The sequence below is a fragment of the Massilia solisilvae genome (genome assembly GCF_024753215.1).
Lineage (GTDB): Bacteria > Pseudomonadota > Gammaproteobacteria > Burkholderiales > Burkholderiaceae_D > Telluria > Telluria solisilvae.
In genome coordinates this window covers 39,312-60,316 of sequence record NZ_JANUGV010000011.1, presented here as the reverse complement: position 1 = coordinate 60,316, position 21,005 = coordinate 39,312, and the positions used below count along the sequence as shown (strand labels likewise).

At 63.7% G+C, this 21,005-nt stretch carries 19 protein-coding genes; 8 read left to right on the top strand and 11 right to left on the bottom strand.

Annotated features, from left to right (window positions below):
• Positions 1–161: 161 nt before the first annotated feature.
• Positions 162–1,124, bottom strand: coding sequence for a GlxA family transcriptional regulator (locus NX773_RS22795; RefSeq protein ID WP_258858525.1), 963 nt, complete (start codon positions 1,122–1,124; stop codon positions 162–164).
• Between the two features lie 193 nt (positions 1,125–1,317).
• Between NX773_RS22795 and NX773_RS22790 the strand changes: the two genes are divergently transcribed.
• From NX773_RS22790 to NX773_RS22780, 3 genes are all read left to right on the top strand, one after another.
• Positions 1,318–1,956, top strand: a complete 639-nt coding sequence (locus NX773_RS22790) for a cysteine hydrolase family protein (RefSeq protein WP_258858524.1) — start codon at positions 1,318–1,320, stop codon at positions 1,954–1,956.
• Between the two features lie 47 nt (positions 1,957–2,003).
• Entirely contained in the window at positions 2,004–3,020 is a 1,017-nt protein-coding gene (locus tag NX773_RS22785; RefSeq protein WP_258858523.1) for a zinc-dependent alcohol dehydrogenase family protein, read from the top strand.
• A 120-nt stretch (positions 3,021–3,140) separates the two neighbouring features.
• Positions 3,141–5,162, top strand: a complete 2,022-nt coding sequence (locus NX773_RS22780) for an esterase-like activity of phytase family protein (protein WP_258858522.1) — start codon at positions 3,141–3,143, stop codon at positions 5,160–5,162.
• 109 nt (positions 5,163–5,271) lie between these two features.
• Here NX773_RS22780 and NX773_RS22775 read toward each other — a convergent pair whose 3' ends face one another.
• The 3 genes from NX773_RS22775 to NX773_RS22765 all read right to left on the bottom strand — a co-directional run bounded on the left by NX773_RS22775 (position 5,272) and on the right by NX773_RS22765 (position 8,131).
• Entirely contained in the window at positions 5,272–6,048 is a 777-nt protein-coding gene (locus NX773_RS22775) for a glutaminyl-peptide cyclotransferase (RefSeq protein ID WP_258858521.1), read from the bottom strand.
• A gap of 95 nt (positions 6,049–6,143) precedes the next feature.
• Positions 6,144–7,583: a hydroxysqualene dehydroxylase gene (locus NX773_RS22770; RefSeq protein WP_258858520.1), complete on the bottom strand. Its 1,440-nt coding sequence runs from the start codon at positions 7,581–7,583 to the stop codon at positions 6,144–6,146.
• Positions 7,584–7,687: 104 nt separating this feature from the next.
• Positions 7,688–8,131, bottom strand: coding sequence for an Lrp/AsnC family transcriptional regulator (locus NX773_RS22765; protein ID WP_258858519.1), 444 nt, complete (start codon positions 8,129–8,131; stop codon positions 7,688–7,690).
• A gap of 103 nt (positions 8,132–8,234) precedes the next feature.
• Between NX773_RS22765 and NX773_RS22760 the strand changes: the two genes are divergently transcribed.
• Positions 8,235–9,260: a hypothetical protein gene (locus NX773_RS22760; protein ID WP_258858518.1), complete on the top strand. Its 1,026-nt coding sequence runs from the start codon at positions 8,235–8,237 to the stop codon at positions 9,258–9,260.
• A gap of 323 nt (positions 9,261–9,583) precedes the next feature.
• Positions 9,584–10,660, top strand: coding sequence for a polyhydroxyalkanoate synthase family protein (locus NX773_RS22755; protein WP_258858517.1), 1,077 nt, complete (start codon positions 9,584–9,586; stop codon positions 10,658–10,660).
• 76 nt (positions 10,661–10,736) lie between these two features.
• Here NX773_RS22755 and NX773_RS22750 read toward each other — a convergent pair whose 3' ends face one another.
• The 7 genes from NX773_RS22750 to NX773_RS22720 form a co-directional block, all read right to left on the bottom strand.
• Positions 10,737–11,867 carry a hypothetical protein gene (locus tag NX773_RS22750; protein WP_258858516.1) on the bottom strand — a complete coding sequence of 377 codons (1,131 nt, stop codon included), beginning with the start codon at positions 11,865–11,867 and terminating at the stop codon, positions 10,737–10,739.
• Positions 11,868–12,022: 155 nt separating this feature from the next.
• The gene (locus tag NX773_RS22745) at positions 12,023–14,245 is read right to left on the bottom strand and encodes a zinc dependent phospholipase C family protein (protein ID WP_258858515.1); all 2,223 of its coding nucleotides are present in this window, start codon (positions 14,243–14,245) and stop codon (positions 12,023–12,025) included.
• A gap of 136 nt (positions 14,246–14,381) precedes the next feature.
• The gene (locus tag NX773_RS22740) at positions 14,382–15,023 is read right to left on the bottom strand and encodes an alpha/beta fold hydrolase (protein ID WP_258858514.1); all 642 of its coding nucleotides are present in this window, start codon (positions 15,021–15,023) and stop codon (positions 14,382–14,384) included.
• 59 nt (positions 15,024–15,082) lie between these two features.
• Positions 15,083–15,742 (bottom strand): dihydrofolate reductase family protein, encoded by a 660-nt coding sequence (locus tag NX773_RS22735; protein ID WP_258858513.1) that lies wholly within the window; start codon positions 15,740–15,742, stop codon positions 15,083–15,085.
• 102 nt (positions 15,743–15,844) lie between these two features.
• Entirely contained in the window at positions 15,845–16,636 is a 792-nt protein-coding gene (locus NX773_RS22730; protein ID WP_258858512.1) for a hypothetical protein, read from the bottom strand.
• Between the two features lie 28 nt (positions 16,637–16,664).
• Positions 16,665–17,198 (bottom strand): SRPBCC family protein, encoded by a 534-nt coding sequence (locus tag NX773_RS22725; RefSeq protein ID WP_258858511.1) that lies wholly within the window; start codon positions 17,196–17,198, stop codon positions 16,665–16,667.
• On the bottom strand, positions 17,191–17,571 hold the full coding sequence (locus NX773_RS22720) for an ArsR/SmtB family transcription factor (RefSeq protein WP_258858510.1): 381 nt from the start codon (positions 17,569–17,571) through the stop codon (positions 17,191–17,193). The genes NX773_RS22725 and NX773_RS22720 overlap by 8 nt, the downstream gene beginning before the upstream one ends.
• Before the next feature lie 10 nt (positions 17,572–17,581).
• Between NX773_RS22720 and NX773_RS23680 the strand changes: the two genes are divergently transcribed.
• The 3 genes from NX773_RS23680 (at position 17,582) to NX773_RS22710 (ending at position 20,256) form a co-directional block, all read left to right on the top strand.
• Positions 17,582–17,887 (top strand): DUF2750 domain-containing protein, encoded by a 306-nt coding sequence (locus tag NX773_RS23680; RefSeq protein WP_370662281.1) that lies wholly within the window; start codon positions 17,582–17,584, stop codon positions 17,885–17,887.
• 571 nt (positions 17,888–18,458) lie between these two features.
• Positions 18,459–19,124: a hypothetical protein gene (locus NX773_RS22715; protein WP_258858509.1), complete on the top strand. Its 666-nt coding sequence runs from the start codon at positions 18,459–18,461 to the stop codon at positions 19,122–19,124.
• A gap of 244 nt (positions 19,125–19,368) precedes the next feature.
• The gene (locus NX773_RS22710) at positions 19,369–20,256 is read left to right on the top strand and encodes a hypothetical protein (protein ID WP_258858508.1); all 888 of its coding nucleotides are present in this window, start codon (positions 19,369–19,371) and stop codon (positions 20,254–20,256) included.
• Positions 20,257–21,005 lie beyond the last annotated feature (749 nt).

Sequence of the window (21,005 nt, the reverse complement as noted above, 5' to 3'; positions counted from 1 at the left end):
CCCTCCCGCGCCGGCCCGGCATGCGCAAGCCTGCCGGGCTTTTTTGCGTCTTGACGGGCCTGCGGGCATGCGTCCCGGTTCGTAGGGTGGGCAGGTTTCCTGCCCACGCGTCCAACTGGCGCCAGCACTGGTTGAACGCGTGGGCGGGAGACCCGCCCACCCTACGAACCCCGGAATTCGCGCCGGTAGGCGGACGGTGTGGTGTCCAGCGATTCGGCAAAGCGCAGCCGCAGCGACAGCGCGCTGCCGAACCCCGCGCGCGCAGCCACCTGCTCGATCGCCAGGTCGGTCGTCTCCAACAAGCGCTGCGCAAACGCGATGCGCTGCCCATTGATCCAGGCGTTGTAGCTGGTCCCGGTACGCTCGCGAAAACGCCGCGTGAAGGTGCGGCGGCTCATCGCCGAGCGCTGCGCCAGCTGGTCGATCCCCGGCGCGTCGTCCAGGTGGCCGATCGCCCATTCCATTGCCTCGCCAAGCCGGTCGCCACGCGTCGCCCGGGGCAGCGGCTGCTCGATGAACTGCGCCTGCCCGCCCTGCCGGTGCGGCGAAACCACCAGCCGCCGCGCGACGCGGTTGGCCAGCTCCGGTCCGACCTGCGCGCGCAGCAGGTGCAGGCAGCAGTCCAGGCTGGCGGCGGTGCCGGCCGAGGTCAGCAGGTTGCCGTCCTCGACATACAGCACGCCCGGGTCCAGCGCCACCTTGGGAAAGGCCTCGGCGAACGCGCGCGCCCAGCGCCAGTGCGTGGTGGCGCGCCGCCCGTCGAGCAGCCCCGCCTGCGCCAGCACGAACGCGCCCAGGCACAGGCCGACGACGTTGGCGCCACGCGCATGCGCGGCGCGCAGCGCGTCGAGCAGGGCCGGAGGCGCCGGCTCCAGCGGGTCGCGCCACGAGGGGACGATCACCGTGTGCGCGTCGGCCAGGCGTTCCAGACCATGCGGCACGGCGATCGAAAAGCCGGCCGTGGTGGGCAACATGCCCGGCGTGTCCGCGCACACCAGCACCTCGGGCCGGGGAATGCCGTCCTCGCGGCGATCTTCGCCGAAGACGAGGCAGGGCACGGACAGGTGGAACGGGCTGATGCCCGCGAAGGCGGCAATGGCCAACGTGTTCGGTGTCTTTTTCATATTGGCCCGATTTTAACCAAAGCAGGCTCACGGGCCAATGGGCGGCAGCGCCGCCCGGCGCAACAATGATGGCCACAACCAACCGGAGCACCGCATGCAAACCGCAAGAATCTTCGCCTTCGCCGCCGCCCTGCTATTGAGCGCCTGCGCGGCGGCCCAGTCCAGCATCCCAGGCATTGAAAGGAAAACGACCATGAACAAGCCGCACCGCGCCCTGATCGTCATCGACGTGCAGAACGAATACGTAGACGGCAACCTGCCGATCGAATACCCAGGCGTCGAAGGCTCGCTCGCCAATATCGGCAGGGCGATGGACGCCGCGCGGGCGGCGAATGTGCCGGTGGTGGTGGTGCAGAACACAGCTCCGGCGGGCGCGCCGCTCTTCGACAAGGGTTCGCATGGCTGGGCGCTGCACGAGGTGGTGGCGAGCCGCCCGCACGAGCACTACATCGAAAAGCGCCTGCCGAGCGCCTTCACCGGCACCGACCTGGCAGCCTGGATCCGGCAGCACGGCATCGACACGCTCACCGTTGCCGGCTACATGAGCCATAATTGCGTGGCCTCGACCGTGTTCGAGGCGTTGCACGCCGGCCTGGCCGTGGAGGTGCTGATTGACGCGACCGGCTCGGTCCCTTATGCCAACCGCGCCGGGACCGCGAGCGCGCGCCAGATCCACGACACCTTCATGGTCGTGTTCCAGTCGCGCTTTGCGGCGGTGCTGCCGACCGCGGAATGGATCGGCGTGCTCGCCACCGGCGCTGCCCCGGAACGCGATACGATCTACGGCTCGAACCAGCGCGCCCGCTCGGCCAAACCGGGCGCTGCGCTTTGACGGCGGCGCGTAGAATCGCCGTGCGCTGACGATTCTAGGAGAAAACAATGCTCAGCTATCAGATACTTCCTGGCGAAAACATCGACGGACTGCGCTGCGTCGATCTGCCCGACCGGCCCCTGGGCACCGGCGAGGTGCGCGTGAGGATGCACGCGGTGGCGTTGAACTACCGCGACCTGATGGTTGCGAGCGGCAATTACCTGGTCAACGTGGACGATCCGATCATCCCGTGCTCCGATGGCGCCGGCGAGGTGGTGGAGGTGGGCCACGGCGTCACGCGCGTCAAGCCGGGCGACCGTGTGGTCGCATCGTTCTTCCCCTGCTGGCACGACGGCATCACCTCACAGGACAAGACCAAACACGCGTTGGGCGGGGACGTGGACGGCATGCTGGCGCAGCAGGTGCTGCTCGACCAGGAAGCGCTGGTCAAGATTCCGCCCCACATGGCGTACGTGGACGCGGCGACGCTGCCGTGCGCCGGCGTGACTGCCTGGAACGCGATTTTCGTTTCCAGCAACCGGGCAAGGCCAGGCGACACGGTGCTGCTGCTCGGCACCGGCGGCGTTTCCGTGCTGGGCCTGCAGATGGCGTGCGCAGCCGGCATGCGCACCATCATCACCTCGTCCACCGACGAAAAGCTGCGGCGCGCGCACGAGCTGGGCGCGCACCACACCATCAACTACCGCACCATGCCCGAGTGGCACGAGGAAGTGCTGCGCGTGACGAACGGCAGCGGCGCCAACGTCGTGCTGGAGGTGGGCGGCAAGGGCACCGTCAACCGCTCGCTGTCGGCCGCGAGCATGGGCGGCACGGTGGCGATCATCGGCGGCGTGAGCGGCTTTGGCGGCGAGGTCAATCCGGCGGCGCTGCTGTCGGGCGCCAAACGCATGGTCGGCATTTTCGTCGGCAGCCGCGCCATGCTCGAGGATGTGGTGCGCTTCGTGGACGCGGCGCGCATCGAACCTGTGGTGGACCGCGTGTTCCCGTTCCACCAGGCGCAGGAAGCCTATCGCTACATGGAATCGGGCTCGCACTTCGGCAAGGTGGTGATCGCAGTGAACTAGCGGAAGCGGCGGGAATGGACGAACACCCATTCCTGCCGAACTTCGGCCTCACGATAACTTTTTGTCGTCGTGTTGTCATGGACGCTTCGTAGACTGGCGTTTTCATTTCAAGAGGTCTGCATGACGCTCCCACGCCTGTCCCTTCTTTCCCTGGCTGTTGCCCTGACAGCTTGCGGCGGCTCCGACAACGCGCCCGCCACCGCCCCGTCCAAACCGACGATCACCGGGGTTTTCCTCGATGGCGCTGTCGAGGGCCTCGAGTATGCCGCCGGCAGCGCTGCCCGCGCCACCACGACCGCCAAAGGCGAGTTCACCTGTGTGCAAGGAGACACGGTCAGCTTCACGATCGGCGGCCTGGCGCTGGGCAGCACGACCTGCGCCGCCACGGTCACGCCGCTGCAACTGGCGAACTCGACTGACGTGAAAGACGCGAAGGTGGTCAACCGCCTGCTTACGCTGCAACTGCTGGACGAGGACAGCGACCCGTCCAACGGCATCAAGCTGACGGCTGACGTGCGAACGGCGCTTGCGGGCAAGAGCCTCGACTTCGCTGCCTCGGCCGACAGCTTCAACACTGCGCTGGCCGGGATCCTGTCGGTTGCGGGTTCCAGGTACGCCTCCCGCGGCGTGGATGACGACCGCCGCACCCTGGTGCGCGAGCACTTCGAAGACACGCTGGCGTCGAAGGCAAATTCCCCGGTCGCCGAGAAGTTCACTCAGGGCGCCGTGGAGGTCAGTGTCAGCCGCTACCAGATCCAGGCCGACAGCAAGTTTTACGTTCCTTACGAGGGCAGCATCGCCAAAGTGAAGGAGGACTTTCCGCTTGGATTCCTGCCATCGTACGGCTCGTCGCTGGCGTTCAAAGGCACCAACGCGAATGGTGACCTGGAGTTTTACGGCCTGACCGACCGCGGTCCCAATGGCGATGGTCCCAACGTTCCCTCGCTGAACGGTACCGGCACCACCGGCAGCAAGATTTTCCCGTCGCCGAGCTTCACCCCCTCGATTGGCATCATTACTGTGGGCAAGAACGGTGCGGTCCTGAGCTCGGCCATGCCGATCAAGGTGTCCGCGACCGTGAACAGCAGCGGCTTGCCGATCCCCGTGGGTAGCCTTGGCAATTCGGCCGAGATCCCGGTCATGGATGCCATGAAGTTCGACGCGGCGGGCAAGGCTGTGTTCAATGCAAACGGACTGGACACCGAAGCGGTCGTGGTCGACAAGAAGCGCAATGCGCTGTGGATTTCTGACGAATACGGTCCTTTTATTATCAAAGTGGATGCGGCCACCGGCGTGATCCAGGCCAAATTCGCGCCGGGGACCGGACTGCCGACCATTTTTGGCAAGCGCCGCGCCAACCGCGGCATGGAAGGCATGGCGCTCGACGCCGCGACCGACCACCTGCACGGGTTTCTGCAAAGCCCGCTTACGGACGGCAATGCAAGCTATTCGCCCACCGGCAAGAGCGAAAAGGTGGAGCGCTTCGCACGCTTCACGCGCTGGATCGAGTTCGATCCTGGCACCGGTACCACCGTCAGGATGTATGCTTACCCGCTTAACGGCGCCGACTATCAGGACGGCCGGACGGGCAACGCGAAGCTGGGCGAGATGGTTGCGCTTGGCAACGGCAAGTTCATCGTCATCGAGCAGGGCGCCGATCCGAAGGGCAAGGTGTTCAACAAGCTGATGCTGGTCGAGCTGGGCAATGCCACCGACATTTCCGCTGCGGGATTCAACGCCGAGACATCGGATCTCGAAAAGAGCTCGATGTCCGGCGCCCCGATCAATGGGGCCGACTGGAGCAAAGTGGTGCCGCTGAAGAAAACGCAGCTGCTGGATCTGAATGCGATCGGCTGGCTGGCCGAGAAAGCCGAAGGCCTGACCATCGTCGATGCCAATACGCTGGCCCTCGCGAACGACAACGACTTCGGGTTGAAAACCAAAATCTTCACGCCGGCCGGCGCGGAGGTGGTGGACGCCGATGTCACGAAGTGCGACATTGACGCGGCCGGAGTGATTGTCACGAGCAGCGCCGCCGGCTGCAACGCGGCCAATACGATTCGCGTTGCCCGTGGCGACGATGCGGAACGGCCGAGCCGCCTGTGGCTGCTTAAGTTCGCCAAACCGCTCAGCGGCTATTGAACTTGGTGTACTTTGCTGGCGCGCGCTTGGGCGCGTGCCAGCAGCATGGCTGGCGCCCGCCTCCCCGGCGGCGCCCGGAGGTCGTTCTCGGCGGTTTCCACCCGAGGACTCACCGTTTCCGTATTTCCACCAACTCGATCTCGAACAGCTTCGGCCACAGCTTGCCGGTCACGAACAGGCGGTGGTGCCTGGCGTCGTACGCAATGCCGTTCAGCACCGCGTCCATCGAATCGGTGCCGCGCTGCGCCGGCGGCAGCAGATTGGTCAGGTCGATCCAGCCGACCACGTTGCCGGTGGTGGGGTCGATGCGGGCGATGATGTCGGTGCCCCAGACGTTGGCGTAGATCTGACCGTCCACCACTTCAAGCTCGTTGAGCCGGTTGACCGGCTTGCCCTCGGCCGTCACCTGAATGCGGCGCACTTCTTCCAGCGATTTGGGATCGAGCACGCGGATCGCGTTGCTGCCATCGCTCATGTACAGGCGCTGCGCGTCGCTGGCCAGGCCCCAGCCTTCGCCGGCGTAGTTGAAGCGGCGCTTCAGGCCGAAGGTCTTCTGGTCGTACACGAAGCCCACGTGCGAGGTCCAGGTCAGGCTGACGATCTCGTTGCCGACGGCGGCCGATCCTTCGCCAAAGAATTCGCTGGCCAGCTCCTTCTTCTGCAGCACCTTGCCCGTGTTAAGTTCCACCTTGCGCAGCGTGGAGCGGCCCTGCAGGCCGGTGGTCTCGTACAGGTGGCCGTCCTTGAAGAACAGGCCCTGCGTGAAGGCCTGCGGGTCGTGTGGATAAGTGTTCTTGACCACGAACCCGTACACGGGAATGGCCGCCTGCGCGGCACTGCATGCCAGCAGAGCGGCGCCAAGGGCCAGGCTAGCGATCTTCTTCAACGTATTCTCCTGTTCGAAAGCGGCGCGGTGGGCTGGAGCCCGGCACGCCAGCCGAAACGCTATCACATCGGCGCTGTACGCGGTGTAAAGACCGGTCAAGGCCCGCGCGGAAGGGTGCGCCCGGCGACGGCCAGCGGCCGCACGATCGCGCCCAGGCCATCGCAAGTGCGCGGAGAGACCGCAATGGCGGCAGGACGCCCGAGGTCCGCCAGCACTTCCTGCGCTGCGGTGAAACCGGACTTGACCGCGCCTTCCATGGAACAGGGCAGGTGGGTACGCGTCCAGTCGCCGGCCAGGTACAGCCCGTGCACCGGGGTGCGCGCGGCCGGACGCAGGCGCTCGAAGCCGACGATCGGACAGGGAATCGCCATCGGGATGTGGTGCACGGCCGAATGGACCACGCGCGCGGCTGCGGCCTGCGGCGCGATCTCGGCCAGTTCGCGCACCGTGGCCTGGACGATCTGCCGGTCGCTCATGCCCTTGGCGCGGTGGCTGTAGATGATGTTGCTGGCCGTGACGGTCGGGCGTGCCTGCCAGCCGTGGCGGATGTGCGTGAGGTCGTAATAGTCGTAGTTGAGCCGCGCGGGCGTGCACTGGTGCGATGCAAAGCGCGGCATGGCGATGTGGCGGTCGAACCAGAGGTACACCGATACGTAGGGGCTGGGCTCGATGGTGGAAATGATCTCGAACGCGCTGTCGCCGCGCCAGCGGACCGGCAGCAGCGGCCCGAGCGCCTGTGGCGGCACCGCGCTGACCACGCGGGCCGCATGCAATTCGGCGCCATCGTCAAGGCGCACGCCCCGCACGTCGGTGTCGCCGAGCAGGCGCGCGGCGGGCCGGCCCACCAGCACGCGGCCGCCCACCGCCTCGATCGCGCGCACGGCCTGGCTCGCGTACAGCTCGGACAGACCAACGCCGGCAAAGCCGAAGTGCAGGCCGCGGTAGCTGCTCAGCTGCGCGTGGATGCGCATCAGCGAGGCGGCCGAGCAGCGGTCGAGCGGCACGTTGGTCACGACCATGGCGGCAAAGCGCCACCACCAGTCGATCATGCGTGCGCTGACACCCTCGCGGCGCAGGAAGTCGAAAGCGGTGATCCTGTCGAGCGCATCGATCTCTTCCTCGCCAAAGCGCATCACGTGCAGCGACAGGCGCGACATCGACATGAGGTCGGCCATGGACAGCCCGGGCGCGCCGACCATCGACGGCATCAGGCTCAATGGTGGCGGCAGGGGGCCGTGGCGCAGGTGCACCGGCGCCGGCTTGCTGGCAATCGTCAGCAGCGGATCGCGCTGCCAGCACACGAGGCGGCTGGTGCCAAGGCGCTCCAGCAGGGCCAGCATGTTGCGATATTCGGAATGCAGGACGTGCGGACCGATGTCCACCATATCGCCGGTGGTGGCGTCGGTCCAGCTGGCGGCACGCCCGCCCAGGCGCTCGCCGGCCTCGACCACGGTGACGCGCAGGCCGCGATCGGCCAGCGCCACAGCGCACGCAAGGCCGGCAAGGCCAGCTCCGATGACCACGATGTCGCTCACGTCTTCGCCTTGATCCGGGCGCTGGCGGCCCGCGCAAGGCAATCTTCGCTCACGGCGGCTTGCGCATCGGTGCGCCCGCGCACGCAGCGGCAGAGCCGTGGCGTCTAGTGCAGCGCGCCGCTGCTCAGGTCGATCTCCTTGAGCACCATCCGGCTCTGCGTATCCTGCACGTGGCCGCTGGCGCGCAGCGATTCCATCACGCGCACGAAGTGCTCCTGGTCCCTGCAGGCCACGCGCAGCAGGTAATCGTGGCTGCCGGTGAGCAAGGTGGCGGCGACGATGCCGGGAATCGAGCGCAGCGTCGCCTCGAATTCAAGTGCGCTCACGCCCGGCTTGAGCTTGACGTCGGCCAGCGCCTGGAAGCGCAGGTCCAGGGCCGCCATGTTGACGCTGGCATGAAAGCCCACCAGCACGCCCTCGGCCACCAACCGCTTGACGCGCTCGGCCACGGCGTTGGCGCTGAGAAACACGCGCTCGCCCAGCTCCTTGTAGCTGAGGCGGGCATCCTTCGCAAGCAACTCGACGATTTCGCGGTCGATCCGGTCCATGGCTGCGTTTTTCTCTGTAAATACCCGATGTTAGCATGCAGATCAGGGAAAACGGATGTGCTCGTTTTGATAGCATCGAATTGTTATTTTCTTTACATCGACTATGAAAGCACGCGTTTTCCTGCTGGCTGGCCTGTGCGCCGCCGCCCCGGCCTGGGCCGCTGACCCCTTCGGCAACCTGCTCAAGCAGACGGCGAACTCCGCGCTCCAGCAGGCGGCCAACCGCGCCATCACCCCGTCCGCAACGCCTGCCGCCCCGGCTCCCGCGGCGCGGACCGAGAGCCAGCCGCAAGCATCGACTGGCGCCGAGGCGCGGCCGGCGGCGCAGCCTGCCGCTGGCGGCCTGCCCTACAAGGCGGGCACCTACAAGTTCGATTACGACTTGCCGTTCTATGCGGACTACATCGCCAATTACTGGCGCGATCCCAATGCCTCCAACCGCGGGGACACGCCGTCCGAGGACGCGCCGGGCGTGGTGGTCACCAAGCTGGTATTCGGCGGCAAGCTGAAAGAGCCGGGCGTGCCCGAGATGCGGCGCAAGTTCGAAGCACTGTTCCCCATGCTGCTGGCGCATCCGGCCCTGAAGGACATTCGCGGCTCCAGCCTGTCGCCCGGCGGCAGCTTTGGCGACGACCTGGGCATGCAATCGGGGCCGGTGGTGGTGGGACGGATGACGATCGGGGCTGAGGCCATCCACCTGGACAACCCGAAGACGATCCGGCTCAAGGATGGCACGTATGCCACCTACATGCACGACCAGCATCCGCTCGAAATCTCGGTCAACGACACCAATGTGCTGAACGGACGCAGCCCGATCGGTACCTGGAACGGCATGACCGTGGTCCAACGCAGCAGCGGCTACATGCTGATTGTACCCAACACGGACCGGCCGATCTACTTATCCCAAGGCAGCGGCAGGAGCACTACCTACTCCGTCAACCCGAACCTGATCGACCCGACCCGGCCGAAATCGGACATCCAGTTCATGACCGTCTATGCAGGCACCGCCTCGCATATCTGGTCGGCGATCGCGCACGGCAAGGAAAAGCCGACCAGTTCGATCGGGCGGCTGCTCGGGGTCATGTTCGACACCGACTGGCCCGCAGTTTTGAAGGAAATCAACAAATAGCAGGAAGCCCCGTAGATACTGGATGAAAACAGGATATACGGTTTATAAGGTATAAAATATTTATACTGAATAAACCGTATAAACCTCCGTACTGATGCTCGATTTTTAGGCGCGGAAAGTTCACGCATTTTTCCCGGCCAGACAACCGTTTTTTGCGGTTTTCCACCCTATCTGCATGCTCGTTTTTCCCTTGCGCCATTAGCCCTCGGAAAACACCCGCCTAACATTGATCCCGGCCAATAGGCTGCCAATGCACGATTGGAATCGCTGGTTGATCGGCGTACAGTGGCTCGTCATTCGCATTCGACCAACCACCGCTCGCCATGAACGCCCACACCTTCCACGCTACCAATCCGTTCAATGTGTACGCGCTCAAGCAAATGGACCGCATGCGCCAGGCGCGCGGCAAAATGCTTGACCGCCTCGGCTACGGCCCGCAGGAAACGCCCTACACGGTGCTGCACACCGAGCCCGGCCTCATCCTGCGCAAGTACGACCAGGCCGCTGGCGACGCACCCGCCGTGCTGCTGGTGCCGGCGCCGATCAAAAAGGCCTACATCTGGGACCTGCTGCCGCAGGTGAGCGTGGTGCGCCGCTGGATCGAGCATGGCTACCAGGTGTACATGGCCGAATGGACGCCCGACACCGGCCCCAACTATGGGCTCGAGGATTACGGCGACCGCCTGCTGTCGGCCTGCAGGCAAGCCATCGAGGAGGACTGCGGGGAGGAGCAGGTCACGGTGGCTGGCCACTCGCTGGGCGGCATCCTGGCGGCGATTTTCGGCTGCACCAACGCCGACGCGGTGCGCGCCGTGGTGCTGCTGGAGTCGCCGCTGCACTTCCGGCACGACCTGGGCTGCTTCGCCAACCTGGTCCACACCACGCCGGACGCGCGCCCGATCGCGCAGGCGTTCAGCGAAGTGCCGGGCGTGTTCCTCAACATCGTCAGCGCCATGGCCGCGCCGCACGCCTTCCAGATGGAACGGCTGATCGACCGCGCCATGTGCATGGGCAACCCGGAAGCCCTGGGCACCCATATGCGCGTCGAGCGCTGGACCCACGACGAATTCCCGCTCCCGGGCAAGCTGTTCACGGACGTGGTGGAGTCGCTGTACCGGCATGACGAACTCATGCGCGGAAAGCTCAGGGTGGGCGAGCGCGAGATCGGGCCGCAGGACCTGAAGGCGCCGCTGCTGACCGTGGCCGACCCGCGCAGCGCCGTGATCCCGCTGCATTCGATGCAGGCGTTTTACGATGCGGCTGCCAGCGAGCACAAGCAGATGCTGCACTACGAGGGCGACATCGGCGTCAACCTGCAGCACGTTGGCGTGCTGGTGGGCAAGAGCGCGCACCAGCGGCTGTGGCCGGCGATTTTCGACTGGCTCAATTCAGTCGAGTAAATGCATCCCGTCGTCCCGGCGGACGCCGGGACCCATGCTGAGCCAGCAGTACAGCGCATGGTGCAGGCAGCCGCGATCAGCTGCCAATCAGCACCACCGTGTAGCCGCCGATCACCGTGCCGTTCATGCGCTGCCGCACACGCAGCACGGCGGCCTCGCCACGCTTGATGTCGGCAATGCTGGCATGGAACGGGATCGCTTGCGGATCGCAGCCACGGCGCACCTTTTCCACCCGCTGCAGCAAGCCCTGGCGCAGCTCGAACGGCAGTACCTCCAGCCGCTGCAGGCGGCTTTCCGCCACCACCGCCGGGGACAGTCCGTAGCTGACCGGATTGGCTGGCAGTTGCAGTCCGGGATCGGTGCGGCCGGTGTACAGCTTGAGCCACTGCATCGCGTCTGGCGCATCGAGCACCGCCTCCACCTCCGCATTGCCGGGCTGGCCAACATAGCCCAGCAGCAGGGCCAGGTCGATCGCCGCCGGGGACGCCGAAGGCACCACCGCAATGTTGCGCTGGGCCACGTGGCGGTCGGCCGCGGCCGAAAACTGGTCCGGCGGAACCGCGTCGAGCATCGGTTCGTGCACGCGCACCACCAGGCACTCGTGGCCGCCGTTGACGACGCTTGGCACCCAGGTTTCCGGGCACTTGACGATGGCGTGGCAGCCGTGGCTCAGGTAGCGGCCGCTCGGGCCATCCACTTCGCGCCATTCGGTGGCGTTGTTGAAGCGGTTGCCCAGATCGACCCAGGTCGCGCCGATGAAGTTGGCGTCCGCGCGCGAGATCCCGAGCGAGGGATTGAACCAGTAGAACTCGACCCGCACGCGGTAGGCCGGCGCCTTGCCGAGGTTCCAGACGTGCGCATACAAGGTGTTGGGCCCGTTGGCGCGCGCGACGCCGCCGGTGCTGGCTGGCTGCAGCGGCGCGGTCGAGGCTTCCTGGCCGGGCACCACGTAGATATCGGGCGACTCCCAGAACACGTCGTTGAGCGGACGGGCGCCGCTGTCGCCGGCGTTGGCGCGCACGAACAGGAAGGGCAGGAACTCGTCCTTGCGCGGCCCGAAGGTCGGCCCGTCGCGCAGGATGCCGCCCAGCTGGCCGCGGAACCACGGTATCTCGCCGGCGCTGCCCAGTGGCGGCCGGCCTACCGTTTCGGGCCGCTGGGGCGCCGTCTTCACCTTCGGCGGCGGGTCCTGTTGCGGCAACTCCACGGTTCCCGGGAACGGGCAGTGCTCGGGCGGCGGGCAGGTAGGCTGCCGCGATGGACCGCAGCCATGGGCGTCGCAGCAACGGTCGCATGGCTGGTGCGCGTGGCCGCCCTGGTCGTGGCAGCTGCAGCGGCAGGGGTGGGCTTTGCCTGGCGTTGTCATGCTGCCCCCTTGTCGGTATCGGGTTGAACCACAGGCTGCGCCGGTTTGCGTTTGGCGCGCGCAAGGGACGCCTGGATCCCCGCCAGTCCGATCACACCGCCGCAGCCGGGGTCGGGCAGGCCCAGCCCGGTCCAGTGCAGCTGCAAGGGCAGGTTCGGGTTGTACAGCGCGTCATACGGCGGGTCGGCCTGCGACGGCCAGGTGCACGGCGGCTGGAACTTGTAGCCTTCGGGGTCTTCCACCCCTTCCGCGTTCGCGTTGCGGTTCCAGTCCCAGCAGTGGTATCCGTAGCCACGGTCGGCGTCCAGGTTCCAGTCCACCAGCGGCACCGGCGTGCCCTGCGGCTGCGGGTTGGTGCGCGATTCCAGCCAGATCAGGTAGCTGGAAAAGCCGACCGCATCGCCGAGGTGGCGGTTGGCGCGCAGCAGCGGCCCGACCGCGTTGACGGCGTCCTGGTCGGGCGCGGTCTCGAGCCGGTCGCGGATGTCGGCATCGGTCGGCGTGTTCTGGAACAGCACGTCGGGGCTGGCGCGCCGCGGGTAGGGGCCGGACCAGCTGGCCGGCAGCTCGCCTTTCTGGTCGAACGGGTACTTCCACGGATGCTTGTATTCGTCCTTCGGATGCAGGCGCGGGAAGCTGGGGTCGCGAAACGGCCGCTGGTCGAGCGCAATCGGCTCGAAGCCCGGGAAGATGTTGCCCACGTCGTCGAGCGCGCTGCGGAAGGCCTGCGCGTCGGGAATGCCGACAGTCACCAGCCCGATCGCGATCTCATCCTTCATCGGCACCAGGTAGCCGGACATGACCAGCACGGCGCGGAAGTTCTTCAGCAGGTGGAACAGCGGCAGCTCCAGCGCGTAATACAGGCCCAGGCGCAGCGGGTAGGTGACGAGGTCGGCCAGGATCGCCCACGGCAGCGTGGCCAGATAGATCGCCACCTCGACAATGTAGGCCAGCACCTTGATGACCGACAGGATGAAGTCCAGCACGTCGTCCCACCAGCTGCCGTCGTCGCTGCCGCTGCCTGGCGCACCCTCCTGCGGGTCGCTCATGGTCGGGAACTGCAGGTTGGGGAACACCTCGGGCGGCTCGGGCGGCTCGTGCGCAAAGCCGTCCACCGTGGTCAGCTTGAGGAACTGATACAGCAACCGGTAGGTTTCGGCGATCAGCTGCGCGTTGGGCTTGCCGTCGTCGTCGCGCAGGATGCGCGGGTGCTTGCCTTCCTTGTAGTACACCGCCGTGATGGTGTTGTACAGCAAGTCGCCGATCGGGTCGGCCAGCTCGGAATCGAGGTCGAGCAGGCGGCGCCGGGTCCAGTTCTCGCGCAGCGTGCCGCCAATGGGGTAGGCCGGGCGCGGCACGGCGGACTGGTCGTCCTCGTTGAAGGCAATGTCGTAATAAAGCGCCGATTCGGTCAGTTGCGGGTACTGGTCGCCGTGGCGCGGGCCGGTCTGGTCGCGCAGGTAGCGGAACGCGTCCATGTGGTTCTCCACCAGGTGGTGGCGCTGCCAGTGCAGCCGGAAGGGACCGCCCGAGATCGCGTTCACCAGCGCGTGGCCGGTGACGTCGGTGGCCACGTGGGTCATGTAGCCCAGCGCATACGCGCGCGCACGGTCGCGCTGGTCGGCGTCTTCGAAGGTGCCGGCCTGGTTCCACAGCTCGCGGCCAAACTGGCCGGTCTGGCGGTAATGCAGCATGTCCGACCATAGGAAGGCCTGTTCGTCGAAGCCCTTGTTCAGGCCCAGCGAAAAGTACTCGAAGATGTCGCCCTGCTGGGTCACAAAGTCTTCCAGCGCCGTGATCAGGATGCCGGACAGCTCGCCCGCGATGTCGCCCACGATCTCCGACAGGCCCCCCGTCAGGCGGCTCATCTCCTCGGCGGTGTCCTCCGAGATCGGCCCCAGGTAGCGCTCGTATTTGCTGATGTAGGGGTCGATCGCGTCGTAGATCTTCTGCAGGTAGTGCGACACGTTGACCAGCACGCTGGACAGCGGCAGCGGCCCCTGGTCACGAAAGTCGGGCAGGAAAAAGAACAGGTCCGGCCCGATGGCGCCAAGGCTGGCGAAATTGGGGTGGCGCAGCATCAGTTGCGCCAGTTCGGCCGTGTTGGCGCCGACCCACTGCGGGTCGATGCGCTCGCTGCGCACCGGCGTGAACTTGCCACGGCTAAGGGCCAGCGCGGTGGCGCGCATGGCGTTCAGGTGTATGTAGGGTCCCGGCATGGCGCCTCCGACAATGGCGAGCAGTTGTGCTCGCTCCATTGCTCACGATAAGCGCGGGGACTCTCCGGTGTTTGATTTATGTCAATACATCGAAGAGTGGGGTGAACTTTCGAGGCCGCCCTGCGACGCTCAAGCGTCAGCGCCCCAGTCCGACGGCGTCCAGCCACTGGCTGATGGTCTCGGCCAGCATTTCCGGCTGCTCGAGCGGGAGCATGTGGCCGGAATGCGCAATCGTTTTCAGGGTCGAATGGGGGATCGCTGCGGCAAGCTCTTGCGCTTCGTCGGCGCTTCGCAGCGGGTCGTTGGCAGCGGCAATGACCAGGGTAGGGCAGGTCAATGTGGCTGCCGCAATCCCGCCTCGGTCAAGATTCGACTGCACGACCATCGCCTGGTAACCAAGGCGATTGCCCATTTCCCTGATCCGGCCAACCAGTTCCTTGTCGCCCCGGCGGTCCGGGTGAAGCGAATGGGCAATCGACTGCCTGCTCAACCCGCGGAAAGTGGTCGGGTTGAGGGCGGCGATGACGTCCTGCCTGGCCTTGGCGCGCTCCTCGCTGTCCACCCGCAAGGAGGTGGCAATCAAGACCAGCGCGACCACGCGCTCCGGGAACAATTCCGCCACTTTCCGGGCAATGTAGCCGCCAAGGGAAAAGCCGATGAGGATGAAGCGCTCGGGGCGCCGCCTTCGCCACCCCGGCCGCGATCTCCTCGGTGGTGGCGCCGGGCGCAAGCGGAAGGCAACAAATGGGGGCGTCGTGCCGGAGCCGGCTGAGGACATCGTCCCACAAGGACTGATCCAGCATGAAACCCGGGAGCAAAACCAGCGGGAATGTCGAATCAGCCACCGTGAGCTTGTCGCCGCAGGACGACGTGCGTCGCCTTCTCCGACCCTACGCATTCCACGCACTGGTATCCCAGGGCCGGCAAGTCGATCCCTTCGAACAGCGGTTCGCCCCGGCCAAGCAGGATCGGCGCGATGGCAATGTGCAGTTCATCGATCAGGCCCTCACGCAGATACTGCCGGATTGTGTTCGCACCGCCGCCGATCCGTACGTCCTTGCCGGCGGCGGCTTCGCGCGCACGGTCGAGCGCCTCGCGAATACCGCCTGTGACGAAGTGGAAGGTCGTGCCGCCTTCCATCTCGATCGGGGCACGAGCATAGTGGGTCAGCACAAAGGTGGGAACGTGATACGGCGGATTGTCCCCCCACCAGCCTTTCCAGTTCTTGTCCGGCCAGTCGCCACGATTGGGGTCGAACATGTTCCTGCCAAGGATCCAGGCCCCCATATCCTTGAATCCGCGGGCGGCGAAATCATCGTCCACTCCGGTCGTACCGCCGTCCTTGCCGAACAAGGTCCGTTGGAACGTGCGTGTGGTGACCAGCCACTGGTGCAAATTTCTGCCGCCAACGCCGAGCGGGTTGTTGATGTCCTGATCGGGTCCTGCCCCATAGCCGTCGAGCGAGACGGTAAAGCCCTCAACGCGAACTCGTGTCATCGTTTGCCTCCAGTTAGTCGCTTGACTTCCAGCTGGCCGGTCCAGCTGCTGTTCATTATGCAGCCGTCACCATGTCTTGGGCGGATAATTCGCTTTGCTGACTCAGTGCTGCCTGTGTTCAAGGCAAAGCAGCTTTCGGTATGAACACAGGTCCTCAAGGAGTACCTTTTCGCTGGCCAGGATCTTGGCCTTTTCCGCATCCCCGACCAGCTGGATGATGTAGTTCTGCTCGGGAATGCCTTGTGTATCGATGAACGGATACCTCAGGCTGTCGGGCTGGCCGAGGTCGGGAACCGCACCGAGATCGTTATTCGTGACGCCAGGCGCGTAATACATCAAGTGCGGCATCGCCATGGTGTGCACCTTCATGTCGGGTGGGCCGACCGTGCGCATGACCGGGGCAAGCATGTACGATACGCCTGTCTTCTCCGGCGCCTTGTACGTCTTGTCCCGGTAGCGGCCTGCGATTTCTTCATGCGCCTGCGCCGGGCTCATGCCCTGGGCGCGCAGCACGGCCGTATCCATGATCACCTGCAAATAGGTCCTGGTCCCGGCGGCGTCGTAGCACAAGGGGATGTAGATGTCGTTCCGGAAGTCGGCCAGCTCCCACGCGGTGCGCTCGACGAGGCAGGCAACGCCACTGGTTCCTTGGCGAGACAGTCGATACCCTTTTCCGGGTTCCAGCAAATACACGGTCGCACGGTCCCGCAATGCCGGCGGCAATGCGCTCAGCGCAAACCGGGTTTCAAGCTGGGGTGGCATCCGGTCGATGCTCGTCTCGGCCGCACGGGCCAGTTCCCCTTGCGCCCCCACGAGTGCAACAACGGCGAACGTCAAGGCCAGCAGCGCTGGCGAGCGGCTGCGGCGCCGATCGATTGAAGTACGGTTCAGCATTTGTGCTCCTCCGTGTATCGCAGAGCCATCAGGCCGCCAGGCGGCGGTCGTATTCTTTGCGCAGGCGGCTCCAGCCGTCCCAGAACGGCTCGGGCTCCTCGCCCGAGACGCGAGCCACAAGGATGTCCAGATGCATATGCCAGCCGGCGCCCACCATGACGGTGACGTCACGATTGGGCAGGCGACGGTGGATCACCTTGAGCAGCACCTTGTCGCCCGCGGGCTTCAGTTCAAACAAGACCTCGCCGCCGCCTTCCCACGTGATCCCGAGCTTGCGTGGCGGATCGAGCTCCGTAATCTGGCTTTGCATGCGATGTTCTTCCGGGAAGCCGTCGGGGCGCCGCCCGGACATCGATGTCAACTCGTCGTTTCGCCAAACAAGCTCTACCGGCGTTCCGGCTTGCATCTGCATGTGTCCCGCAGCCAACCACTGGCGTCGCAACTCGCTGTCCGTGAGGTAGGCCCACACGCGTTCGATCGGGCCGGGCAAGAGGCGCTGGATTTCCAACGTGGCTGGTTCCGTCAACACGCCGTACGCGTTGAGATTGGCGAGATCATTCATGCGATTTCCCTTTTTTTGAGGTGGGCGAGGGTGCTGTGGTGTGGCGCGCATCGTCGCGCAGAAGTTGGTCGAGCACATCCAGTCGGCTGGTCCAGAAGCGTTCGTAGAAGCCCAGCCATTCCTTGGCGCGCGCGAGGGGGCCGGGATCGAGGCGACACAGATGGGTACGGCCCCGTATTTCGCGCTGGATCAGGCCGGCATTCTCCAGCACCTTGACGTGCTTGGAGGCAGCTGCGAGCGACATGGCGAAGGGCTCGGCCAGCTGGCTCACTGTCCTGTCCCCGCTGGCGAGTTCGCGAAGCATCTCGCGGCGGGTCGCATCGCCAAGAGCGTGAAAGACCTGATCTAGAGGGGTAGAATCATATTTAACCATATGGTTGATTATGAGCTCTCGAACTCGAAAGATCAACCGATTGGTTGAATTATTTTTGACGCTGGGGACAATGATGCATCCGAAACAACTTGAGACCGTGTTTGCCCTGCCGAGTAGTGAACGCTGCGAGCATTTCGTGAAGGTTGTCGCAGACCGTCAGAAAGCGTGGGGGCTGTACGACGACGGCTGGGCCATGGCGGCGGCAGATGACGGAACATTCGTTCTTCCTCTGTGGCCACACAGGGAATATGCCAAGGCTTGCGCAGTTCGCAGATGGGCTGGATACGAACCCCACTCACCTTTGGCGAATGGCTAGGCGATTATCGTGGATCGGCGCCGGATCACGTTTTTGCCCCGGTCGCCTGTACCGCATCAGGCAGAGCCCTCGGGCGCGGCCCCTTGGAAAGGGAGCTCTTCGAGGCATGGTACGTTGGGAACAATAACCATCTAAAAGTCGGGTTCAGAGTCTGCTATGTCGCGAATCCCGACAGTTGACGCCCCTAGCTACTTGCCCGCCAGGCGAAAGGGGTAAACCCAATCGCGTGTTGCTTTCGCCACTCTCTAGGCGCAATTGTCAGCTCGGCAGGTATTGCTCTCAGGGCTTCGAGTAGCTGAGCGGACAGACGACAGCGAGGTAGCGACGCGCCCGACGCACCGGCGTCGGCGCAATATCGCGAATCTTAACTGATCGAGACGACCTCAGGACCACACCTGTTCAAGTTATCTTCCTAGTCGAGGCACCTCCCTGCGTTTGCTGATCGGTGACAGCCGGACACAACGTCGAACCACAATCTTGCGCGACGAACGCCTTCCGACCTACAATCTAAAAACGCTTGCATTTTTGGATTTGCTTGGCGCACAAGCCGCACTATTACAGGGAATGTCAAATGAAGAACCAATCGAATGAGTCGCCCGACTCAAAATTGAAACGGGGAGTTAGCATCAGGCTTGACCCGGAACCCATGGCTGCATACGAGGAGTACGTAGCTGCGGCCGGCCTGAACGTCACAGCGGCCCTGCGGGCGTCAGTGCTGGCCACATTGAGGACTTATCGCACCCTTGAGGTGGATGGTTTCCGCGTCGCGTGGAACTTTACGCCCAAGCCGGCAGCTGTCGACCAGTTCCCCGAGTTGCTCGGGAGCGTAGTCGTCAAGGTAACCCCACCGACTGGATTGACAATGGAGGACCTGCACCGCTTGGTATTTGTCGCCCCCGAATTCATCCGCGAAGACGGGCACGAGCCGTTCCGCATCGATTCGGCGCATCATCAGCGCGTGGCCCAAAACGATAGGGAGGTAACTAGCAGCAAGGTCAGGCGCAACGTCCTGAGTTTCCGGTTGATCGACAACGCCTGGCGCGCCAGCATCTTCGATTACAGCGCTGGTCAGAGCCCATCCGAAATCGAGCAACAAGTCGGCGATGCAGTCAAGGCAAACATTGCCGCGACCATCGCATGCTTTATGACGCACCAGTTGCCCGATACCCGCGTCCTCACAGCCGAAGAAGTTGCGGATCTGAACTCGACGTTGCTGCCCCATTTACTCACCCGTTAAGCGCGGATAACCATGAGCTTTCGTTTCGCCAGTTCAGCTCCTTAGGCCGCCTTCAAAGGCGGCTTTTTTCTGCCCCCCCCGGGCGGTGGTCAAGCAGGACGGCTATTCCAAAGGTCCCAGTGAACGCACAGACGCACTAGTTATGTAGAGAGTTAAATCGTTTAGCTCTTCGTGGTAACCCGGCGCCTGTGCTACCATCCATTCCGAAGAAGCTGTTACCACAACTTATTACAAAAAAAGTCAAATGCTGCGTACTCTCCTGAAGGAAAATAGTGAAATTAGAAATTCTAGGGAAAAGGCCCACTACTCGATTCTAAACTGGAAATATGATTTAGAGCCGCGGCTTCGGGAAGGCGTGGATCTTTTGCTGAATTGTTCGAACCAGGAACAATACTTCAGAATCATTGAAGGCGATAAAAGCCCGCTGCCTCACTTTCAGCTTTCCGCATACAATAACCGCGTGTATCCCCCAGCCCCAGGAGGAGGTGCCAACGGTTCAGTGAGCTATGAAGAACCCGCTTCCCTTGTTTATTCAATGCACCTAAACGGCTCAGTTATCGTCTCTATATACCCGCATAAATCGGGATGGTCAAAGATGGGCCGTGAGAAGAGCTATACTATCGCAGCATACCGGTCAGCAAACGAGCTCTCCGGTATTGCGGGGAATTCTGAGCTCCAAAAACACCTGGAACTCTTCATAAAAGTAGCCGCTGCCTCTGTTGCCATTCGTCCGCCAACGCGCAGAGGAGAAAAGTTACTGAGACTGCTTGAGGATAAAGACAGCCGCTACTCAAGCCTATATTCATCCACCCTCGAGCACAAGCAGACTATGATAAGTGCAGAATTAGGACTTGCTGCTGGTTTGATTGGTGGATTAATCGCCAGTACCATTTTCCCCCTATCGCAAATGTTCGGCAAAGAAAAGTTTGAAAACGCGGAAAGGCATAAGACAGGATGCCTTGCCAATTACGTCCCGGGAACTAAAGAGCAAGCTCTTTGCCTCACGCAAAGGGAGTACCAATTAGATTCGGCTGTTGGACAATACCTTTCAACGGGCGTAATTTTGACTGTTGCGATTATTGTTGCTTTTCTTCTTACCATTCTGATGCGCAATAGGCTTCGTTCGCGATGATCTCGCGGCTGTTGCAAGACCAGACCTAAAAGGTGCTGGCGTTGACAATGACAACACTACTTGGATCAGAAGAGGATGTACGGACAAAGATTGTCGTTCCGTGGCTCTGCGAAAACGGTTTTGCACCTGACGAACTCTCGCTGGAATTCACATTCAAGATCAAGGTCGGAAGGGCCGTGCTCAAGGTCGCGAACGGCACTACTTCTCGAGATCTTAACCACACCACGCCGCGGCCCTCTGGCTCAACATGTATTTCGCGTGCAGACATCCTGGTCCGCAATAGCGACCAGCAAAATTTGCTAATTGTAGAGGTGAAGGCTCTTGGCGAGCCCTTGGACGATTCGACCCGCGATCAGGGCATTTCTTCCTGGGCGTTTGGATGCGCTTTTATATCCTGGTCGAGCCAATGCAGGCACTGTCTGCGAGCCGCGTCGCTAGGTGCTTTGTCCCGTCCAGCTGCACCCCTGCCTGGATAACACTGCGTCGCGTTTGTGATGCTGACATGGTCGCGTGCCTTTCCTAGTCGGCCCAGAGCGGTATGTACCCGGGCCGCAGCCGACCTAGGGTTCTTACTACAAAGCGGTCTGCCCTAATCCCACTCGTCTACGCCGGGTGCCTGAAAAACTAACAAGCGTTCACTGGAGTTCACTTCCGCAGATAAGGGCAAGGTTTCTTTTCGAGCCGAAGGCGGCGGCTTGGTGTTGCTTGGGTGATAAGGGGAGGGTGCAGTTCAGCTGAAACGAAGATGG

Coding starts and splice junctions, on each gene's coding strand:
- NX773_RS22795 (WP_258858525.1), bottom strand. CDS start 1,124: ATGAAAAAGACACCGAACACGTTGGCCATTGCCGCCTTCGCGGGCATC.
- NX773_RS22790 (WP_258858524.1), top strand. CDS start 1,318: ATGAACAAGCCGCACCGCGCCCTGATCGTCATCGACGTGCAGAACGAA.
- NX773_RS22785 (WP_258858523.1), top strand. CDS start 2,004: ATGCTCAGCTATCAGATACTTCCTGGCGAAAACATCGACGGACTGCGC.
- NX773_RS22780 (WP_258858522.1), top strand. CDS start 3,141: ATGACGCTCCCACGCCTGTCCCTTCTTTCCCTGGCTGTTGCCCTGACA.
- NX773_RS22765 (WP_258858519.1), bottom strand. CDS start 8,131: ATGGACCGGATCGACCGCGAAATCGTCGAGTTGCTTGCGAAGGATGCC.
- NX773_RS22760 (WP_258858518.1), top strand. CDS start 8,235: ATGAAAGCACGCGTTTTCCTGCTGGCTGGCCTGTGCGCCGCCGCCCCG.
- NX773_RS22755 (WP_258858517.1), top strand. CDS start 9,584: ATGAACGCCCACACCTTCCACGCTACCAATCCGTTCAATGTGTACGCG.
- NX773_RS22745 (WP_258858515.1), bottom strand. CDS start 14,245: ATGCCGGGACCCTACATACACCTGAACGCCATGCGCGCCACCGCGCTG.
- NX773_RS22740 (WP_258858514.1), bottom strand. CDS start 15,023: ATGTCCTCAGCCGGCTCCGGCACGACGCCCCCATTTGTTGCCTTCCGC.
- NX773_RS22735 (WP_258858513.1), bottom strand. CDS start 15,742: ATGACACGAGTTCGCGTTGAGGGCTTTACCGTCTCGCTCGACGGCTAT.
- NX773_RS22730 (WP_258858512.1), bottom strand. CDS start 16,636: ATGCTGAACCGTACTTCAATCGATCGGCGCCGCAGCCGCTCGCCAGCG.
- NX773_RS22725 (WP_258858511.1), bottom strand. CDS start 17,198: ATGAATGATCTCGCCAATCTCAACGCGTACGGCGTGTTGACGGAACCA.
- NX773_RS22720 (WP_258858510.1), bottom strand. CDS start 17,571: ATGGTTAAATATGATTCTACCCCTCTAGATCAGGTCTTTCACGCTCTT.
- NX773_RS23680 (WP_370662281.1), top strand. CDS start 17,582: ATGAGCTCTCGAACTCGAAAGATCAACCGATTGGTTGAATTATTTTTG.
- NX773_RS22715 (WP_258858509.1), top strand. CDS start 18,459: ATGAAGAACCAATCGAATGAGTCGCCCGACTCAAAATTGAAACGGGGA.
- NX773_RS22710 (WP_258858508.1), top strand. CDS start 19,369: ATGCTGCGTACTCTCCTGAAGGAAAATAGTGAAATTAGAAATTCTAGG.